The sequence below is a fragment of the Curtobacterium sp. MCLR17_058 genome (genome assembly GCF_003234705.2).
Taxonomy (GTDB): domain Bacteria; phylum Actinomycetota; class Actinomycetes; order Actinomycetales; family Microbacteriaceae; genus Curtobacterium; species Curtobacterium flaccumfaciens.
This window is the reverse complement of record NZ_CP126262.1, coordinates 435,766-452,758: the sequence shown is the minus strand read 5'-3', so window position 1 is coordinate 452,758 and position 16,993 is coordinate 435,766. Positions and strand designations below refer to the sequence as shown.

Here is a 16,993-nt window from a genome sequence, read left to right as displayed (position 1 = left end):
GCACCGTAGCGCCCCGACCCGGAGAGCGCCCGTCAGCGGTGGTCGGACGAACCGCGGTCAGTCGTTGTCGACGCCCTGGCGGATGCGGATGCCCTCGAGCACGTCCTGCGCCCGCTTCTCGTCCTGCTTCTCGATCTGGCGGGTGTCACGCTCGGGGAGCTGGATGTCCTCCTCCGCGCGGATGCCGGCCTGCAGTTCGCGACCCCGCTCGATCTCGGCGTCGAACTCGGCACCGAAGAGCAGGGCGTTGTTCGTGATCCAGATCCACAGCAGGAACACGATGACCCCACCGAGGGAGCCGTACGTGGCGTTGTAGTTCGAGAAGTTCCCGACGTAGAACCCGAAGCCGACACTCGCGATGATCCAGATGAGGAGCGCCAGGATCGAGCCGCCGCTGACCCAGGTGAACTTCGGCTGCTTGACGTTCGGCGACCAGTAGTAGAGCACCGCGACGACGATGATCGCGATGACGAGCAGGATCGGCCACTGCACGATCGACAGGACGGTGACGGCCACGTCGCCGAGGCCGATGACGTCGCCGAAGCTGCGGGCGAGCGGAGCGCTCACCAGCACCAGCAGACCGACCACGAGCAGGACGACGGTGGTGACGGTCACGCCGAGCATGGTCGGGCGGAGCTTCCAGATCGGGCGGCCCTCACGGACGTTGTAGATCCGGTTCATGGCACGGCCGAACGCGCCGACGTAGCCGGAGGCCGACCAGAGGGCGCCGACGACACCGACGATGAACGTGATCGGGGCGGCGGGCGAGCGGACGAGCCCCTCGAGCGGCTCCCTGATCAGGTCCACGACCTGGTCGGACCCGATGTTGCCGATGATCTGCAGCAGGGTCTTGATCGTGCTGTCGGCCTGTCCGACCAGGCCGAGCAGCGACACGACCGCCAGCAGCCCGGGGAACAGCGCGAGCACGGAGTAGTACGTCAGGCTCGCCGCCAGGTCGGTGCACTGGTCGCTCGTGAACTCGCGCAGCGTCTTCTTCAGCGTGTAGACGAGCGTCGGCTTCTTCAGGTCGGTGGGGTTGTCGGGCTTCCGGGAGTCGTCCGGGTCCGGCTTCTGCTCTTCGTGCGCCATGGGACTAGCCTCTCGCCTTCACGGCCGCCTTCGACCGCTTGACCGCCTGTTTGCGGTTCTTGTTCGCGCGTCGCTGCACCGCGGCGATGCCGACCTGCTGCTTCACGCGGCCCCGGTGTGCCGGGTCACGCTCGAGGGCTTCCTCGGCAGCCTTGGCCCGCGCCTTCCGGCCCTTGCGACCTGCCTGCGCCTGCTCCTTCGCCGAGGGGGCGTCGCCACGCGCGCCGAACGGCAGCAGCGCCGTGAAGGCCGAGTTCGCCGGCGGCTGAGCCAGGTGCCCAGCGGGCTTGTTCCGGAGCGCGATGCCGAGGACGATCGCCGCGACACCGGTCAGCCCAGTGATGCCCATCGCCACCAGCGGCGTGGGGTCGCGGTGCCACCGCTGCTTCGTCTTGGCGACCGCGAGCCGCGTCCGGGCGGGCAGGTCCGCGCGTCGCTTCAGCTCCGTCACGGTGTCCGTGATGCCCTCGCGGGTGCGCACGTTGGCGAGTTCGAGCTCGGGCAGACTGTCCTTGGCCATTCCCCATTTCGTACACGTCCCACCCGGGATCGTGCCCAGCAGGCCGCGTCTACCGTGCCGCACATGCTCTTCCGGGACGCCGCCGAGGGGATCCACCGCCTCGAGATCGCACACACCAACACGTACCTCGTCGAGACCGGCGATCGGTTGCTCGTCGTCGACGCGGGGTTGCCCGCCGCATGGCCGCACCTGCAGCTCGCCGTGCACGACCTGGGCTACACGCCCGACCAGGTCGAGGGGCTCCTGCTCACGCACGGGCACTTCGACCACGTCGGCACCGCCGCACGGATGCACCGCGACTGGGGCACGCCCGTGTTCGTCCACCCGGGCGATCGGCACCTCGCCGCGCACCCGTACTCGTACCGGCCGCAGACGAACCGCTTCGGGTTCGTGGCGCTCCACCCGGGTGGTCTGCGCCCCCTGGGCCGGATGCTGCTCGCCGGTGCGGTCACGGTCGACGGCATCGCGGACACCGAACCGATGGAGAACCGCGCCGACGTGCCGGGCAACCCGTGGATCATCGAGACCCCGGGGCACACCGACGGCCACGTGGCACTGCACTTCGCCGACCGTGACGCCGTCATCGCCGGGGACGCGCTCGTCACCTTCGACCCGTACACGGGCGGGATCGGACCGCGGATCGTCGCACCCGCGGCGACCTCCGACGTCGACACGGCGGTCGCGTCGCTCGACCGGCTCGCGGACACCGAGGCGAAGCACGTGCTGCCCGGCCACGGGCCGGGCTGGTCGCTCGGCGTGCGGCGGGCCGTCGCGCAGGCGCGGCGGGTGGCCGGCGCCGCCTGACGCGCGAGCGACAGATCAGGCGGACCGCACCGGGTCTGGTTCGCGAAAGCGACAGTGTGCCGCGAATGTTCCGCAACCCACTGTCGCTTTGACGCGGTGGACGCGACCAGGGCCGGCCTGGAGGCACGGTGCGGGCCCGCCCCGCGCCTCCAGGCCGAGGGTGGTCGCGGTCAGGACGGGACGACGACGTCCTCGGGCAGACCGGACGCCGCGGAGCGGCCGGCGGCCTCCATCAGCGCGAGGCTCCGCAGGTTGTCACGACCGCTCGTCTCGGGGGCGGGGCCGCCCTGCACCGATCGGGCGAACGCCTGCAGCCCGCCCTGGCGGTCGGTGTGCGCGAGCACGGGCAGCTCGACCGGCTCGGCGACGTCGTCCTGCGTGCGGCGGACGGTGACCCGGTCGCCGTCGACCGCGTTCGGTTCACCATCGCGGCTCGTGAACCAGAGCTCGCCGTCCTCGCCCTCGATGCTCCACTCCCCGGCCCAGGCGGTGCGCGGGCCGCGGCTCAGCCAGCTGCCGCGGTAGTTGACGACCGTGCCGCCGTCGAGCTCGATGATCATCGAGGCGACCGCTTCGTCCTGGTACTTGCTGTACGCGGGGTAGCTGGCCTTGGCGAAGACCCGGACGGCCTCTTGCCCGGTGATCATCCGGAGCAGGTCGAAGTGGTGGATCGCCATGTCGTTGATCATCGCGTGCGGGAACCGGTAGTGCGGGTACGTCTCGGCGGGCTGGTCGTTGTCCCACTGCCGGAAGTCGACGTTGATCGCGGAGACCTCGCCGACGACGTCCGCCTCGAGCATCTCCTGCACGACCCGCGGTGCCGGGTACCAGCGGTAGTTCTGGCTGACCTGCAGCACCAGGCCGAGCTCCTCGGCGCGACGGACCGCGGTGACGGCCTCGTCGGTGGTGTTGGCGAACGGCTTCTCGACCAGGACGTGCTTGCCGGCGTCGAGGGCCTCGAGCGCGAGCGGCACGTGCGTCACGGCCGGGGCGGTGATGACGACGGCGTCGGCCTCCACCGCGGCGAGCGCCTCGGTCAGGGACCCGAACGCCGCGGAGGCCGGGAGCCCGAGGTCGGTCCGCACGGCCTCGAGCGTCGGCGCCGACGGGTCGACGATCCCGACCACCTGGACTTCCGACACCTCTGGGATGGCGGTGCGGGCCCAGTTGCCGCCCCACCCTCCGAGACCGACGTGGATGATCCGGACGCTCATGCGCGCACTCCTTCGTGACTGCCGTCGTGACTGGTGACGCACCACGGACGCCGCGGTGCGTGCGTCCAGTCTGTCAGTGCGTGAAGGCGTACGCGATGAGTGCCATCGTGACGATGAAGCCCGCCAGGTAGTTGATCCAGAGGAAGCGCTTCCACCCGGCGTTCGCGGCCTCGGCGCCCTGGTCGGTGATGTTCCACCACGGCAGCACGTTGAGCGCGTACGGGATGACGACGATCGCGGCGATCGGCCCCGGGAACGCCGAGAACAGCAGCGCGACGCCGGCGACCAGGTAGGCGACGAAGGCCAGGCGGACGGTGGCCCGGGCGCCGATCACGGTCGCGACGGAGCCGATGCCACCGGCACGGTCGGCCAGGACGTCCTGCACGGCACCGAACGCGTGCGAGGCCACGCCCCACAGGAAGAACGCGATGCACACGGCGACGAGCTCGCCGGTCCAGTGCGGGCCCGCCAGGGCGAGGCCGTAGATCGCCGGCGACACGAAGTGGGTGCTCGACGTGAGCGAGTCGAGGAACGGCTTCTCCTTGAACCGCAGCCCCGGTGCCGAGTACGCGATCACCGCGAACACGCTGATCGCCAGGACGAGCCACGACCACGGCCCGTTGCCGCTGACCGCGCCGAGCACCACGAGCGCGACGAGGAAGGGCACGTTCGTGACGACGACGGCCCACAGCGTGGTGCGGTGGACGCTCTTGTCGAGCAGGGCGCCCTCGACGCCGCCCTTGCGCGGGTTGCGCAGGTCGGACTCGTAGTCGAAGACGTCGTTGATGCCGTACATCGCCAGGTTGTAGGGCACCAGGAAGTACACGACACCGACCAGGAACGCGACGAGCGAGAACCCGCCGCCGCCCTCGACGCCGACCCCGCTGCCGAGCAGGTACGCGGCGCCGAACGGGTAGGCGGTGTTCACCCAGCTGATCGGGCGCGACGACACGAACAGGGCGCGCAGGGTCGACGGCCTGGAGGCGGTGCTGGCGTTCACTTCATGTCCTCTGCTGGTGCTGTGGTCGGGCCGAGCGCGGGGCGCGCGCCCGTCCGGTCGCGTGCGCCGGTCCGGTCGCGTGCGCCCGTCCGGTCGAACAGGACCCACAGGCTGGGCAGCAGCACGATGGCGGACATCGCGTAGGCGAGGTCCTCGACCGGGATCGCACCGATCTTCGCACCGCTGATGAGCGAGGGGTCGTACGCGACGATCCGCAGCGTGACGATGACGTTGTCGAACACCATCGTCATCACCAGCAACGCGACGCCGGCGATCACGGACGTGAGCACCGCCACCCGTCGCCCGACGGCGGGCCGTCGACCCGCCGCACGGGCCCGGCGGGCGGCGACGACGCCGGCGACCACGGCCACGACGGCCGTGACGCCGAAGAACGGCAGAGCCAGGAGGGCGTACGCCCCGGTGCCGTTCACGCGCGCCGCCGATCGGTCGCCCGCTGCACCAGGGGCCGGACGAAGCCGACCAGGTCCATCGTCGAGTAGCAGAGCAGCAGCAGGAAGAAGAGTTCCTCGAGCGGGACCTCGGGCGCCAGGAGCACCCCGGTGAGCAGGTTCTGCGGCCCGATGAAGAAGATGCCGGCAGCGACACCGGCGACGTCCCACACCATGAAGAACGCGACGCCGACGACCATCACGGCAGCCGCCCGCCACGGTGCCCGCCAGAAGAACAGCCGGAAGCGGGCGTCCAGCACGGTCATGCCGACCAGGGACACCACCAGGCCGGCGAGGTAGACCCCGGGCATCAGTCGGTCTCGGTCCGGTCCCGCGGGGCCCCGAGGGGCGTCGGCAGCGGCTCGGTGCTCCGGTCGCCGTGGATGCGCTTGAGCAGGACCTCGGCGCTGATCAGGCACATCGGCAGACCGATGCCCGGGATCGTCGAGGCACCGACGTAGTACAGCCCCTCGACCTTCTTCGACGCGTTCTTCTCGCGGAAGAACGCGCTCTGCTTCAGGGTGTGCGCCGGGCCGAGCATCGAGCCGTTCCAGGCGTTCAGGTCGTCGGCGAAGTCGCGCGGGCCGATCGTCCGTCGGACCCGGATGCGGTCGCGCAGGTCCGGCACCCCGGCGCGCTCGGCCAGCACGTCGATGGCACGGTCGGCGATCTGCTCGACCTGGTAGTCGCCGGCTCCGTCGATGCCGCCCTTGCCGATCGACAGGTCGGCGGGCAGCGGCACCAGGATGAACAGGTTGCTGGTGCCGGGCGGCGAGACGCTCGGGTCGGTCTCGGACGGGGCGCAGACGTAGATCGAGGCGGGGTCCGGCACGTGCCGGTCGTCGCCGAAGATCGCGCCGAAGTTCGCCTTCCAGTCCGCGGTGAACATCAGGGTGTGGTGCAGCAGGCCCGGCGTCGGACCGTCGATGCCGAGGTACACGAGCACCGCGCTCGGGCCCGGGTCGCGCTTCTTCCAGTGGTCGGCGCCGTGGGTGCGGTGCTCACGCTCGAGCAGCTGCATCTCGGTGTGCTGCATGTCGGCAGCGCTGACCACGAGGTCGGCGGGGGCCGTGTGCTGCACGCCGTCGCGGTCGCGGTGGACGACCCCGGTGGCGACGCCGTCCTCGACGACGATCCGCTCGACCTTCGCACCGGCGATGATCTTCGCGCCCTCGGCCCGGGCGACCCGCTCGACGGCGGAGATCACCTCGGTGATGCCGCCCTTCGGGTAGAGCACGCCGTCGGCCAGGTCCAGGTGGCTCATCAGGTGGTACATGCTCGGTGCCGCGTACGGGCTCGTGCCGAGGAACACCGCCGGGTAGCCGAGGATCTGCCACAGGCGACGGTCGCGCACCGCGGTTTCGGCGAAGGTGGAGAGCGGCTCGAGCAGCAGGCGCGCGAGCTTGGGCAGACGACGCAGGACGTCGGGTGCGGCGAGCTTCGTGAGGTCCTGGAAGCTCGTGTAGAGGAACCGGCGCACGGCCATCGTGTAGGTGTCCTCGGCAGACGCGAGGTACTTCCGCATCCGCTCGCCGGCACCGGGCTCGATGGACTCGAACAGCGCGATGTTGGCCTCGGCGTCGGCACGCAGGTCGATCGGCTCGTCGTGGCCCTCGCTGTAGACGCGGTAGCCGGGGTCGAGCTTCACCAGGTCGAGTTCGGCCTCGGCCGACGTACCCAGCAGCTGGAAGAAGTGGTCGAAGACCTCGGGCATGAGGTACCACGACGGCCCGGTGTCGAACCGGAACCCGTCCTGCTCCCACGAACCGGCACGGCCGCCGAGCTGCGTGCGCTGCTCGAGCACCGTCACCGAGAAGCCGTCGCGTGCGAGCAGCGCAGCGGCCGCCAGGCCGCTGATGCCGCCGCCGATGACGACCGCGCGGCGTGCGGGCACCTTGCGCCGGGTGGTGGTGGCGACCGTCGTCGGTCGGGAGGCGCGGGGCGGGGTCATGAGGAGCCTCCCGGCCGGTGGGTGGTGACGCGCGACCGGAGCGGTGCGCGTCCGGCGAGGACCTGCGCCGCGAGGCGCACCTTCACCGGGTTGGGGACGCGCACGCGCGTCGTGACGAGGCGGCTCGCCGGGGTGCGCGCGAGTCGGTCGTTGAGTTCCTGGAACAGCGCGTGCGCGAGTCCGACGGCGTTGCGGGCGTCGGCCGGCAGCAGCCGGATCGTCCGTGCGGCGTGGTCGAGGTCGGTCTGCACGTCGGCGACCAGGCGGTCCTTCGTGGCCTCGTCGAACGACCGGATGTCGACGCCCGGGAAGTACGAGCGACCGAGCACCTCGAAGTCGGCGTGCAGGTCACGCAGGAAGTTCACCTTCTGGAACGCGGCGCCGAGCGCACGTGCACCGGCGACGAGTTCGGCCTGGTCGAACGTCGGCCGACCGGCGCGGTACACGAACGCGCGCAGGCACATCAGGCCGACGACCTCGGCGGAGCCGTACACGTACGCGTCGAACGAGGCGTCGTCGTGCTCGGTGCGGTCGAGGTCCATGCGCATCGAGGCGAAGAACGGGGCGGTGAGCTCGGCACCGAAGCCGGTGGCACGGGCGGTGCGGGCGAAGGCGTGGACGACCGGGTTCACCGAGAAGCCGAGCGCGATGGCCCGTTCCGTGTCGGCCTCGAGCTCGTCGAGCACCGTGCGGGCGAGCTCGCGGTCGAGCCCGGCCTCGGTCGCGGGGCCGTCGACGACCTCGTCGGCGACGCGGACCAGCGCGTAGACGTTCCGGATGTGCTCGCGCGTGTCGCGGGCCAGCATGCGGCTCGCCAGGCCGAACGAGGTGGAGTACCGGTCGATGACGACACCCGACGCGGCCTCGGCCGTGGCGTCGTAGAGCTGGAGGCGAGCCGGACGGGACCCGGTCGCCGTGGTGGTGCTGTGGGTCACCGGGCGCGCTCCACGAGTTCGGTCACGAGGGCCTCCAGGCGGTCGGCGAGGTCGTACGGCAGCCGGGCGAGCTCGGCCCGGGCGAGTGCGGTGTGGTCGGCGACGCGTGCTTCCGCGGCGCCGCGTGCACCGCAGGAGACCAGGGTCGCACGGACCTCGTCCGCACGGGCCTCGGTCAGGTCCGGGTCGCCGAGGTACGGCTCGAGGTCCGGCCAGCAGTCGGTGGTCGCCGCGTACGCGATCAGCATGGTGCGCTTGCCCTCGCGCAGGTCGCCGAGCACGGTCTTGCCGGTCATGGTCTCGTCGCCGAAGACCCCGAGCAGGTCGTCGACGATCTGGTAGGCGATGCCGATCTCGCGACCGAAGGCCCCGAGGGCGGTGACGATCTCCTCGTCGGCGCCGGCCAGGACGGCACCGGACTGCAGCGGGGCCTCGAACGAGTACACGCTCGTCTTCGCCCGCTCCATCGCCAGGACCTCGTCCACCGTCGGCATCACGCCGAGTGCCAGGTCGACGTCGGTCATCTCGCCGGCAGCGCTGGCGAACACCGCCTCGTCGAGCAGTTCGAGCAACCGCTCGCGACGGGTGCCGTCGACGCCCGCAGCCTCGATGAAGCGGGGCGCACCAGCGAGTGCCAGGTCGCCGGCGATGACCGCGGCGCTCATCCCCCGGTGCTCGGCCGTCGGCAGCGGCAGGCCGCCCGTCGTCCCGTTGTCACGGAACGACCCGGCGACGTTCGGCTGACCGCGGCGCGACCAGTCACGGTCGATGACGTCGTCGTGCACCACCAGTGCGGTGTGCAGGAGTTCGTAGGCCGCAGCGACGTTGGCGGCTGCGTGCACGTCGGTGCCGCCCATGCCGGCGTACGCGGTCATGACCATGCGGGGACGGAAGCGCTTGCCGCCCATGCTCGCCTTGCGGAGCACCCGCCACAGTTCTTCGGACGGTCGGCCGTAGCGCTCGGCGCGTGCCGACGACACGGCGAAGAAGCGCTCGAGGCAGTCGTCGACGAGCGCGAGGTCGATGTGCGGCACGGTGGTCGCTTCCTCGCTCATTGGCCTAACCTATCGACACAGATGAACGCTTTCCCTGAATCCGTGGTCCTCCTGGCCGACGACCGTACCCCGATCGGCACGGCGGACAAGTTCACGGTGCACACAGCCCACACGCCCCTGCACCTGGCGTTCTCGTGCCACGTCCGGAACACCGACGGCGACGTCCTGGTGACCCGACGAGCACTGTCGAAGAAGACCTGGCCGGGGGTGTGGACGAACACCTTCTGCGGCCACCCCGGTCCGGACGAGTCCTTCGAGGACGCCATCGGCCGTCGGGCCTCTCGCGAGCTCGGCATCACCGTACGCGACGTCGAGGTCGTGCTGCCGGAGTTCCGGTACCGCGCGGTCGACGCCTCGGGCATCGTGGAGAACGAGGTCTGCCCCGTCTTCCGTGCCGTGACCGACGACACTCCGGCTCCCGCGGACGACGAGGTCGCCGAGTGGGCATGGGTGTCCGAGGACTCTCTCAGACAGGCCGTCGCCGGCGCGCCGTTCGCCTGGAGCCCGTGGCTCGGGTGGCAGCTCGCCGAACTCGAGACCGCCGGGCTGCACGTCACGCGCTGACGCTCCTGCGCCTGCCGCGACGGGTTGTCCGACCCGCGCCGCAGGCGTACGCTCGACCGTCGGCAGCGCTCTGGGCGCCGCCACGACGAGACGAGAAGGGCAGGTGAGGCGCGATGTCGGGTGACCATCCTCGATCGGGCCGGCCGCCCGTGTCGGTCGTCGCGCCCGCTCGCTGACCCTGCCCCGCCCCGGCTCGCCTCGGGGCGCCATCGCGCCCGCCTGCTCCCCACCGAAGGAGCACGCACATGGCACTGATCGACAACGCGATCTACGTCCGGGGACGCCGCGTGGAGTCTCCGTCGACCCTGTCGCGCCCGGCTCGTGGCGACCTGACGTGGATCGGGCTGCTCCGGCCCGACCCGCACGAGCTCGAGGCCGTCGCCGCCGAGTTCGACCTGCACGAGAACGCCGTCGAGGACGCCCGCAAGGGACACCAGCGCGCCAAGCTCGAGCGCTACGGCGACACCCTGTTCCTGGTGCTCCGGCCGGCCTGGTTCGACCCGTCCGAGGGCACCGTCGAGTTCGGCGAGGTGCACCTGTTCGTCGGCGACCACTTCGTGGTGAGCGTCCGGCACGCCGCACGACCCGACCTGGCGGTGCTGCGCGCACAGGTCGAGGCGGACCCGGAGTTCCTGGCGAAGGGGTCCGAGGCCGTGACCGCGGCCGTGCTCGACGAGGTCGTCGACGGCTACGGCCCCGTCGTCCAGGTGCTGCAGGAGCAGATCGACGCCATCGAGGACCAGCTGTTCGCCGGGCAGGTCGACCCCGGGGTCTCGAAGCGCATCTACCAGCTGCTCAGCGAGGTCCTGGCGTTCCAGCGGGCCACCACCCCGGTGCCGGCGATGGTCACGGGGCTGCTCCGCGGTGCCGACAAGTACGGCGTCGACGACGACGTGCAGCACCGGCTCCGCAACGTGCACGACCACGCACTCCGTGTCACCGAGCGGGTCGACTCGTTCCGCGCCCTGCTCGAGAACGCCCTGACCCTGCACGCCACCCTGGTGTCGCAGGAGCAGAACGAGGCGATGCGCCGGATGACCAGCGCGAGCCTGGCCCAGGGTGAGGAGAGCCGGCAACTCGCCCGGGCAGCACACCGCCAGGGCGAGGAGGTCAAGAAGATCTCGTCGTGGGCGGCGATCCTGTTCGCACCGGGCCTGATCGCCGGTGTCTACGGGATGAACTTCGACCACATGCCCGAGCTGCACTGGCACTACGGCTACCCGGTCGCGATCCTCGGCATGCTCCTGCTGATGGGCGTGCTCTGGGCGATCTTCCGCAAGCGCAACTGGCTCTGAGCGGACGGCGGATCGGCGCACAGGTGGCGTCGATCCGCCGGACGTGCATAATGATCTGGCCCGGATGTGAACGTGCACATCGATGTGCCACGACACCCGGGCGGAAACGAGCAGCAATGGCGTCATCGCGGACACAGCAACCGCGTTCGCCCAGCATCCGTGACGTCGCACGGATCGCGGGCGTCTCGCACCAGACCGTCTCGCGGGTGCTGAACAACTCGGACGCGATCCGGGCCGAGACACGCGACAAGGTCCTGGCGGCCATGGAGCAGCTGCAGTACCGGCCGAACCGGGCCGCGCGCGCCCTGGTCACGAGCCGGACCCACACGATCGGCGTCCTGACGGCCCGCCGCGCCCACTACGGTCCCGCCGTGGCGCTGCAGGCGATCGAGGACGCCGCGATGCTCCGCGGCTACTCGGTCACGACGGCGAACATCGCCGAGGCGACCGACGCCGCCGTGCGTGAGGGACTCGGGCACCTGCTCGACCTCGACGTCGAGGGCATCGTCGTGATCGCGCCCCAGCAGCGGGTCTTCGACCTGATCGCGGAGCTCGGTATCCGCACCCCCTACGTCACCATGCGCGCCAGCGTCGGCGAGGATCCGACGGCGTTGTGGGTGGACCAGATGGAGGGCGCACGACTCGCGACCGCGCACCTGCTCGACCTGGGTCACGAGTACGTGCGGCACATCGCCGGACCGCAGGACTGGATCGAGGCCGACGCCCGCATGCAGGGGTTCCTGCGCGAGATGTCCGACCGCGACATGGCCGTCGCGCCGCCGATCCTGGGCGACTGGACCGCCGACTTCGGCTACCACGCCGGCCGCGAGCTGCTGCGGTGGCGGGACTGCACCGCGATCTTCTGCTCGAACGACCAGATGGCGCTCGGCGTCATGCACGCAGCGCGCTCGTACGGGCTCGACGTCCCGGGTGACCTGTCCGTGGTCGGCTACGACGACATCCCCGAGGCGAAGCACTTCTGGCCACCGCTCACCACGGTGCAGGTCGACTTCGCCGAGCTCGGGCGGCGCTGCGTGGACCTGCTGCTGCCGAGCGAGGGCGAACTGCTCCGCCCGATCGACATCGTCCCGCAGCTGGTCGTGCGCGCCTCCACCAGCGCGCCCCGTACGCGCTGACGCACCTCGGGCTGGTCCGGCGCACCGGGGTACCTGCCACGAACTTCTGCCCAGGGACGCCCGGAGACACCCGGCACGCCCGGAACCACCCGGCGCCCCCGGAGTACCTGCCACAAACGGGCATACCTGCCACGAACTTCCGACCAGGTACGCCCGAAGACACCAGGTACGCCCGGAACGACTGGGGACGCCCGAAACGTCTCGGTACGCCCGGAACCACCCGGCCACCCCGGAGTACCTGCCACAAACGGGCGTACCTGCCACGAACTTCCGACCAGGCACGCCCGGAACGACCAGGTACGCCCGGAACCACCCGGCCGCCCCGCAGTACCTGCCACAAACGGGCATACCTGCCACGAACTTCCGACCAGGGACGCCCGGAAGCGCCAGGCACGCCCGCTCCGACGAGGCGAGCGCGGCTCCGGACGCGACCACGAAGCGGACGGGAGGCCCGTGGCGGGCCCGCCACGGGCCTCCCGTCCGCGCATGCGGATTCGCGCAACGAAACGCGCGCTCCCGAGCCCCCTGGCCCCAACCCGGGGGACGTTCCCTCCGGATCACGCACGCCGTTACGAAAACGCGACCAATCCGAATTGACAGCCGCACCGAGGCTGTGCGTAAATTGCCTCCGTCCAGCCGATGTGACCGTTCACATGAGCGTCACACCGAGCCGGATCCGGACGCGACAACGAAGTCCACACAGGCCCCCTGTGCTTTCGCTGCCGCAGCAGAACCACCCGAACACACTGCCGCACCGAAGCGGCAGAAGGAGATGCACTGTGGCGTCAACCCCGATCGACACCGGCCTCGAGACCCGGTCGATCACCGCACCCGAGACGATCCTCGAGATGCGCTCGATCACCAAGGAGTTCCCTGGCGTGAAGGCGCTGGCCGACGTCTCCCTCAGCGTCCGCGCCGGCGAGATCCACGCGATCTGCGGCGAGAACGGCGCCGGCAAGTCGACCCTGATGAAGGTCCTGTCGGGCGTCTACCCGTACGGCACCTACAGCGGCGAGATCGTCTACGAGGGCGAGGAAGTCCGCTTCTCGAACATCAAGCAGTCCGAGCAGGCCGGCATCGTCATCATCCACCAGGAGCTGGCGCTCATCCCGGAGCTCTCGATCACCGAGAACCTGTTCCTCGGCAACGAGCCGGGCCGCTTCGGGCGCATCGACTGGACCGCCGCGCAGCTGCGTGCGCAGGACCTGCTCGCCCGCGTCGGCCTGGCCGACGACCCGGACACGCAGATCAAGAACCTCGGTGTCGGCAAGCAGCAGCTCGTCGAGATCGCGAAGGCCCTGCACAAGGACGTCAAGCTCCTGATCCTCGACGAGCCGACCGCCGCGCTCAACGAGAACGACTCGCAGCACCTGCTCGACCTGATCGTCGGGCTGAAGGCCAAGGGCATCGCGAGCATCATCATCAGCCACAAGCTCAACGAGATCGAGCAGATCGCCGACGAGATCACGATCATCCGCGACGGCAAGGCCATCGAGACGCTCAACGTCAAGGCGGACGGCGTCAACGAGGACCGCATCATCCGCGGCATGGTGGGCCGCTCGCTCGAGTCGCGCTTCCCCGACCGCACCCCGAAGATCGGCGAGACCTTCTTCGAGGTCCGCAACTGGACCGTGCAGCACCCGCTCGACTCGTCGCGCCTGGTCTGCAAGGCCTCGAACTTCCACGTCCGCCGCGGTGAGATCGTCGGCTTCGCCGGCCTGATGGGCGCCGGACGCACCGAGCTCGCGATGAGCCTGTTCGGTCGCTCGTACGGCACCTGGCTCGACGGCCAGATCATCAAGGACGGCCGCGAGATCAAGGTCACGAACGTCCAGCAGGCGATCGAGAACGGCCTCGGCTACGTCTCCGAGGACCGCAAGGCGCTCGGCCTGAACCTGCTCGACACCGTGAAACGCTCGACGGTCGCCGCCGACCTGCAGAAGATCTCGAAGCTCGGTGTCGTCGACTCGCTCGAGGAGTACTCGGTCGCCGAGAAGTACCGCAAGATGCTCCGCACCAAGGTGCCGAGCGTCGAGGACAACGTCGGCAAGCTCTCTGGTGGCAACCAGCAGAAGGTCGTCCTGTCCAAGTGGATGTTCACCGACCCGGACATCCTGATCCTCGACGAGCCCACCCGCGGCATCGACGTGGGCGCCAAGTTCGAGATCTACGGGATCATCCAGCAGCTCGCGGCCGAGGGGAAGGGCATCATCCTCATCTCGTCCGAGCTCCCCGAACTCCTCGGTCTCTCCGACCGGATCTACACCATCTTCGAGGGCCAGATCACCGCTGACCTCCCGGCCGACCAGGCCGATCCCGAATCGCTCATGCGCAGCATGACCTCCGCGCGGAAGGGCGCCACCGCCTCATGAACAACCTGAAACTGCTCTTCGGCAAGGGCAACAGCATCGGCCAGTACGGCATGATCATCGCCCTCATCGTGCTGCTGATCTTCTTCTCGATCACGACGAACGGGCTCATCCTCGAGCCGACCAACGTCATCAACCTGTTCCTGCAGTACTCCTACATCCTGATCCTGGCGCTCGGCATGGTCATGGTCATCATCGCGGGGCACATCGACCTGTCGGTGGGTTCGGTCGCAGCGGTCGTCGGCATCGTCGTGGCGCAGTCCATGGCCGTGTGGGACTTCCCGGTGTGGGCCGCCATCATCCTGGGTCTCGCGTGCGGTGCCCTGATCGGTGCGTGGCAGGGCTTCTGGGTCGCGTTCGTGAAGGTCCCGGCCTTCATCGTGACGCTGGCCGGTCAGCTCATCTTCCGTGGCGTGAACCAGATCATCGGCAACTCGACGTCCGTCCCCGTGCCGAACGGCTTCACCCCGATCGGCGCCGGCTTCCTCGGTGACTTCGGCCCCGACTTCGGCTACAGCAACGGCACGCTGCTCATCGGGCTCGTCACGATCCTCGCACTCATCATCATCGAGGCCCGCGGCCGCGCCCGCCGCCGGAAGATGCAGGCAGAGGTCCCGCCGCTGTGGGTCTCGATCGTCCGCACCGGCATCCTGGTCGCCGTCACGCTCGTCGCGACGTACCTGTTCGGTGCCGGCCCGGTCGGCACCTCGGTCCCGATCGTCGCGATCATCCTCGGTGTCCTGACCATCGTCTACGGCTTCGTCACGAAGAACACGATCTTCGGTCGCCAGGTCTACGCCGTCGGTGGCAACGCGAACGCCGCCGTCCTGTCCGGTGTCTCCGCGAAGAAGGTCAACTTCTTCGTCATGATGAACATGTCGGTCCTCGCCGCGATCGCCGGCATGGTGTTCGTCGCCTACTCCGGCGCCTCGGGCCCCGCGGACGGCACCGGCTGGGAGCTCGACGCGATCGCCGCCGTGTTCGTCGGTGGCGCGGCGGTCGCCGGTGGTGTCGGCACGATCTCCGGCTCGATCATCGGTGGTCTCGTGATGGCGCTGCTGTCGAACGGTCTGCAGCTCATGGGCCTCGAGTCGAACCAGGTGCAGATCATCCGCGGCCTGGTCCTGCTCGTCGCCGTCGCCTTCGACGTCTACTCGAAGTCGCAGGGACGCCCGTCGCTGATCGGCGGCATGATGCGGCAGTTCCAGCGGAAGGACACCGAGCAGAACACGGTGGCCGCCCAGCAGCCGCGGTCCATCGAGGACCAGCCGGACAAGATCACCCTCCCCTAGTCCCAACTCCCCACACCGGGGCCTCGGCCCCACACCTCCTCAACGAAGAGAAAGCACTCACATGCGCAAGAAGATCGTCGCCGGCCTCAGCCTGGCGCTCATCGCGGGCCTCGCCCTCAGCGGTTGCTCGGCACGCGGCTCGTCCGACGACGCCGGCAGCACCAGCACCATCAAGAAGGGCGACCTCATCGGCGTCGCCCTGCCGGCCAAGACCTCGCAGAACTGGGTCCTCGCGGGCGCCGCGTTCAAGAAGTCGATCGAGGACGCCGGCTTCAAGGCCGACATCCAGTACGCCAACGCCGGCAACCCGGTGCCCGACCAGCAGTCGCAGATCTCGGGCATGATCACCAAGGGCGCCAAGGCCGTCATCATCGGTGCCGCCGACGGTTCGCAGCTGACCGCGCAGGTCAAGTCCGCCAAGGACCGTGGCGCCGTCGTCATCGCCTGGGACCGCAACATCCTGAACACGAAGAACGTCGACTACTACGTGGCGTTCAACAACTTCAAGGTCGGCCAGCTCCAGGCCGAGGCGCTGCTCAAGGGCCTCGAGGAGAAGAAGGGCGACAAGCCGTACAACGTCGAGCTCTTCGCCGGTTCGCCGGACGACGCCAACGCGACCGTGTTCTTCAACGGTGCGATGGACGTCCTGCAGCCGAAGATCGACGACGGCACGATCAAGGTCGTCTCCGGTCAGACCACGTTCCAGAAGGTCGTCACGCAGGGCTGGCTCGCGCAGAAGGCCCAGTCGCGCATGACCGACCTGCTCTCGCAGTACTACACGGGTGACACCGAGCTCGACGGCGTCCTGTCGCCGAACGACACCCTCGCCCGTGCGATCCTCACCGCGACCAAGGCCGCCGGCAAGGACAACCCCGTCGTGACGGGCCAGGACTCGGAGACCGCGTCCATCCCGCTCATCATGCAGGGCACGCAGTACTCGACGATCTTCAAGGACACGTCGAAGGAGGCCCAGGCGGCCGTCGACCTCGTCTCCACGCTGTCGAAGGGCGACAAGCCCGACACGAAGATGGACAAGACGAACAATTACAACGGCAAGAAGACGGTCCCCGCGATCGAGCTCACGCCGGTCCTGGTCACCAAGGACAACGCCGTCGAGGCCTACAAGGGCAACGACACCCTCGAGGAGCTCGCCAAGAAGGGCTGATCTCCCCAGCACCACGGACGGCCCCGTCTCGCCTCGGCGAGACGGGGCCGTCCTGCGTCGTCCGGGGGCCGGCCACACGGCGGACGGGAGGCTCGGTGCACGTCGTGATCCGTGCCTCCAGTCCGCCGTGTGGTCCGCCCAGGGCACGTGGCCGC

Annotated in this window: 16 protein-coding genes; 7 read left to right on the top strand and 9 right to left on the bottom strand. The window is 69.7% G+C overall.

Annotated elements, in window-relative coordinates:
* Positions 1–57: 57 nt before the first annotated feature.
* Both DEJ11_RS02280 and DEJ11_RS02275 read right to left on the bottom strand, forming a co-directional pair.
* Complete coding sequence (locus tag DEJ11_RS02280) at positions 58–1,089, bottom strand: YihY/virulence factor BrkB family protein (RefSeq protein WP_111104748.1); 1,032 nt, start codon at positions 1,087–1,089, stop codon at positions 58–60.
* Positions 1,090–1,093: 4 nt separating this feature from the next.
* Positions 1,094–1,609, bottom strand: a complete 516-nt coding sequence (locus DEJ11_RS02275) for a hypothetical protein (RefSeq protein WP_111022700.1) — start codon at positions 1,607–1,609, stop codon at positions 1,094–1,096.
* 63 nt (positions 1,610–1,672) lie between these two features.
* Here DEJ11_RS02275 and DEJ11_RS02270 point away from each other — a divergent pair, with 63 nt between their 5' ends.
* On the top strand, positions 1,673–2,413 hold the full coding sequence (locus DEJ11_RS02270) for an MBL fold metallo-hydrolase (RefSeq protein ID WP_111104745.1): 741 nt from the start codon (positions 1,673–1,675) through the stop codon (positions 2,411–2,413).
* 170 nt (positions 2,414–2,583) lie between these two features.
* Here DEJ11_RS02270 and DEJ11_RS02265 read toward each other — a convergent pair whose 3' ends face one another.
* The 7 genes from DEJ11_RS02265 to DEJ11_RS02235 form a co-directional block, all read right to left on the bottom strand.
* Positions 2,584–3,627, bottom strand: a complete 1,044-nt coding sequence (locus DEJ11_RS02265) for a Gfo/Idh/MocA family protein (RefSeq protein ID WP_027464923.1) — start codon at positions 3,625–3,627, stop codon at positions 2,584–2,586.
* A gap of 73 nt (positions 3,628–3,700) precedes the next feature.
* Positions 3,701–4,627 carry a prenyltransferase gene (locus DEJ11_RS02260; RefSeq protein WP_071404934.1) on the bottom strand — a complete coding sequence of 309 codons (927 nt, stop codon included), beginning with the start codon at positions 4,625–4,627 and terminating at the stop codon, positions 3,701–3,703.
* On the bottom strand, positions 4,624–5,058 hold the full coding sequence (locus tag DEJ11_RS02255; RefSeq protein ID WP_181440706.1) for a lycopene cyclase domain-containing protein: 435 nt from the start codon (positions 5,056–5,058) through the stop codon (positions 4,624–4,626). The genes DEJ11_RS02260 and DEJ11_RS02255 overlap by 4 nt, the downstream gene beginning before the upstream one ends.
* Positions 5,055–5,387 carry a lycopene cyclase domain-containing protein gene (locus DEJ11_RS02250; RefSeq protein ID WP_027464925.1) on the bottom strand — a complete coding sequence of 111 codons (333 nt, stop codon included), beginning with the start codon at positions 5,385–5,387 and terminating at the stop codon, positions 5,055–5,057. The genes DEJ11_RS02255 and DEJ11_RS02250 overlap by 4 nt, the downstream gene beginning before the upstream one ends.
* Entirely contained in the window at positions 5,387–7,027 is a 1,641-nt protein-coding gene (gene crtI / locus DEJ11_RS02245) for a phytoene desaturase family protein (protein ID WP_111104739.1), read from the bottom strand. Before crtI ends, DEJ11_RS02250 begins: the two co-directional genes overlap by 1 nt.
* Positions 7,024–7,962, bottom strand: coding sequence for a phytoene/squalene synthase family protein (locus tag DEJ11_RS02240; RefSeq protein ID WP_111104736.1), 939 nt, complete (start codon positions 7,960–7,962; stop codon positions 7,024–7,026). Before DEJ11_RS02240 ends, crtI begins: the two co-directional genes overlap by 4 nt.
* Positions 7,959–9,017, bottom strand: coding sequence for a polyprenyl synthetase family protein (locus DEJ11_RS02235; RefSeq protein ID WP_071404931.1), 1,059 nt, complete (start codon positions 9,015–9,017; stop codon positions 7,959–7,961). Before DEJ11_RS02235 ends, DEJ11_RS02240 begins: the two co-directional genes overlap by 4 nt.
* A 21-nt stretch (positions 9,018–9,038) precedes the next feature.
* Between DEJ11_RS02235 and idi the strand changes: the two genes are divergently transcribed.
* The 6 genes from idi (at position 9,039) to DEJ11_RS02205 (ending at position 16,838) form a co-directional block, all read left to right on the top strand.
* Positions 9,039–9,581, top strand: a complete 543-nt coding sequence (gene idi, locus DEJ11_RS02230) for an isopentenyl-diphosphate Delta-isomerase (protein ID WP_110864939.1) — start codon at positions 9,039–9,041, stop codon at positions 9,579–9,581.
* 245 nt (positions 9,582–9,826) lie between these two features.
* Positions 9,827–10,876 carry a magnesium and cobalt transport protein CorA gene (locus DEJ11_RS02225; protein ID WP_111022694.1) on the top strand — a complete coding sequence of 350 codons (1,050 nt, stop codon included), beginning with the start codon at positions 9,827–9,829 and terminating at the stop codon, positions 10,874–10,876.
* A 116-nt stretch (positions 10,877–10,992) separates the two neighbouring features.
* On the top strand, positions 10,993–12,012 hold the full coding sequence (locus tag DEJ11_RS02220; protein ID WP_017886425.1) for a LacI family DNA-binding transcriptional regulator: 1,020 nt from the start codon (positions 10,993–10,995) through the stop codon (positions 12,010–12,012).
* 848 nt (positions 12,013–12,860) lie between these two features.
* Positions 12,861–14,384, top strand: coding sequence for a multiple monosaccharide ABC transporter ATP-binding protein (gene mmsA / locus DEJ11_RS02215; protein WP_111104781.1), 1,524 nt, complete (start codon positions 12,861–12,863; stop codon positions 14,382–14,384).
* Positions 14,381–15,673 carry a multiple monosaccharide ABC transporter permease gene (gene mmsB / locus DEJ11_RS02210; protein WP_111022693.1) on the top strand — a complete coding sequence of 431 codons (1,293 nt, stop codon included), beginning with the start codon at positions 14,381–14,383 and terminating at the stop codon, positions 15,671–15,673. The genes mmsA and mmsB overlap by 4 nt, the downstream gene beginning before the upstream one ends.
* A 61-nt stretch (positions 15,674–15,734) precedes the next feature.
* Positions 15,735–16,838, top strand: a complete 1,104-nt coding sequence (locus tag DEJ11_RS02205; protein ID WP_110864942.1) for a substrate-binding domain-containing protein — start codon at positions 15,735–15,737, stop codon at positions 16,836–16,838.
* Positions 16,839–16,993: the final 155 nt, after the last annotated feature.